Origin of the sequence: Knoellia remsis, from assembly GCF_003002895.1 — a bacterium.
Taxonomy (GTDB): Bacteria; Actinomycetota; Actinomycetes; order Actinomycetales; family Dermatophilaceae; genus Knoellia; species Knoellia remsis.
Window position 1 is genome coordinate 1 of record NZ_PVTI01000057.1, and the last position, 2,329, is coordinate 2,329.

Sequence of the window (2,329 nt, forward strand, 5' to 3'; positions counted from 1 at the left end):
TGACGGTGCTCACCGAAATTCCCCAGTTCTGCTCATCGAATCTCCCCACTCTGGGTCGCTCCGCCGCATGAGGCGGGCCTCCCTGGATGCTGGTGGTCTCTGACCACACACCAGCCCAGGAAGGCCCTGTTCTCATGCTCTCAGAGAGGAGCAGCGTGGACATCCACGCTCTGCAGCGGCAGGGGATGACGATCAGCGAGATCGCCCGCCGCACGAACCATGACCGCAAGACCATCCGCGCCTACCTCGCCGGTGAGCGCCAACCAGGGGTCCGCCAGCGCGCTTCGCCGGACCCGTTCGACGGGTTCGTCGACTACGTCGCCGCGCGCCTGATCGAGGATCCGCACCTCTGGGCCGTGACGCTGTTCGACGAGCTCGCCGGGCTCGGCTTCGCCGGCTCGTACCCGACGCTCACGCGGCAGATCCGTGCCCGTGGGCTGCGGCCCGCGTGCGTCGCGTGCGCGCATGTCACGAAGCGGGCGAACGCGATCATCGAGCATCCGCCGGGCGAGGAGACGCAGTTCGACTGGGTCGAGCTGCCCGATCCGCCGGCAGGCTGGGCGTTCCCGACCAAGCGCGCCTACGCGCTGGTCGGCTCGCTCGCGCACTCGGGCGTCTGGCGGGCGGTGCTGTCGCCCTCGATGGACCTGCCGCACCTGCTGGCCGCGATGACGACCGTGCTGGCGCTGCTGGGCGGGCTGACCCGCGACTGGCGCTTCGACCGGATGCGGACCGTGCTCGATCCCGCCAGCGGTGACCTGACGAGCCAGTTCGCGGCGTTCGCGAAGCACCACGGCGTGCAGGCGATCGCCTGCCGGCCACGCTCGGGGAACCGGAAGGGCGTGGTCGAGAAGAACAACCATACCGCCGCGCAGCGCTTCTGGCGGACGCTGGCCGACGACGTCACGCTCGAGCAGGCGCAGGCCAGCCTGACGGCCTTCGCGGCCCGACAGGACGGTCGTCGGCGCGAGAGCGAGGCCGGGTCGACGACCGCGCGAGCGATGCTCGCGGCCGAGCGGCTGCGGCCGCTGCCGCCCGTGCCGTTCCCGGTGATCGTCACCGAGCAGCGCACCGCGACCCGGCAGGCGCTGATCGACTGGCGCGGCAACCGCTACTCCGTCCCGCCGGAGCTGACCGCGGCCCGCGTGGCCGTGCACTGGCGACTCGGGGCCGACACGATCGACATCGCCACCGCCGCCGGCACCGTCATCGCCCGCCACCGGCTCGCCGAGCCCGGGCTCGGCGTCACGATCCGCGACACCGGGCACGTCACCGCGCTCGAGGCCATCGCGCTCGCCTCGGCACCGCCCGGGCGGCCGCACCGCCGCAAGGAGCGCATCCCGCCGGGCACCGCGGCGCTGCGCGCCGCCGCCGTCCTCACCGGCACCGCCAGACCCATCTCGACCGTCATCGACCTGGCCGCCTACGAGCAGGCCGCGAAGAACAGGAACACCCTCCCATGACCACCACCAGCACCACGGCCGCGAGCGTCTATCAGCAGCTGCGCGGCCACCTCACCGAGCTGAAGCTCGCCGACGCCGCCGCAGCGCTCCCCGCCGTCCTCGACCAGGCCAGCGCCGAGGGCTGGTCGCTCACGCAGGCGCTCGAGCAGCTGCTGCGCGTCGAGGTCACCGCCACCGACGCGCGCCGCCTCGCCGGCAGGTTCCGGTTCGCGAACCTCCCCACCGGCGCCACCCTGGCCGACTTCGACCTCGACTCAGCCTCCGGCGTCGACCGGTCGCTGCTGGCCGAGCTGGGCACCTGCCGCTACCTCGAGACCGCCACCAACGTGCTCCTCATCGGCCCGCCCGGCGTCGGCAAGACCCACATCGCCACGGGCCTCGGCCACGCCGCCGTGCAGGCCGGCTACCGCGTCTACTTCACCTCCGCCGCCGACCTCGCCGCCCGCTGCCACCGCGCCGCGATCGAGGGCAAATGGTCCACCATGATGCGGTTCTTCGCCGGGCCCACGCTGCTGATCATCGACGAGCTCGGCTACCTGCCGCTGCCCGGCGAAGCCGCCTCCGCCCTGTTCCAGGTCATCAACCAGCGCTACCTGAAGACCTCGATCGTGATCACCACCAACCGGCCCGTCGGCGCCTGGGGCGAGATCCTCGGCGACACCACCGTCGCCGCCGCCATGCTCGACCGACTCCTCCACCGCTCCGTCGTCGTCACCCTCGACGGCGCCTCCTACCGGCTCCGCAACCACCACGCCGCCGCCGGCGAACTCCGCCGCGTCACCACCGGCACGAACCTGCACTAACCTGACCCCGCGACCTGGGGAACTTCGATGAGCAACTCTGGGGAAATTCGCTGAGCGCCGTCA

Annotated in this window: 2 protein-coding genes; both read left to right on the top strand. The window is 72.2% G+C overall.

Going from position 1 to position 2,329, the window contains the following annotated elements:
* Positions 1 to 155: 155 nt before the first annotated feature.
* Positions 156 to 1,463 (top strand): IS21 family transposase, encoded by a 1,308-nt coding sequence (istA, locus tag BCF74_RS16935; protein WP_425432833.1) that lies wholly within the window; start codon positions 156 to 158, stop codon positions 1,461 to 1,463.
* Positions 1,460 to 2,266, top strand: coding sequence for an IS21-like element helper ATPase IstB (istB, locus tag BCF74_RS16940; protein ID WP_106299097.1), 807 nt, complete (start codon positions 1,460 to 1,462; stop codon positions 2,264 to 2,266). Before istA ends, istB begins: the two co-directional genes overlap by 4 nt.
* The last annotated feature ends 63 nt before the right edge of the window (positions 2,267 to 2,329 follow it).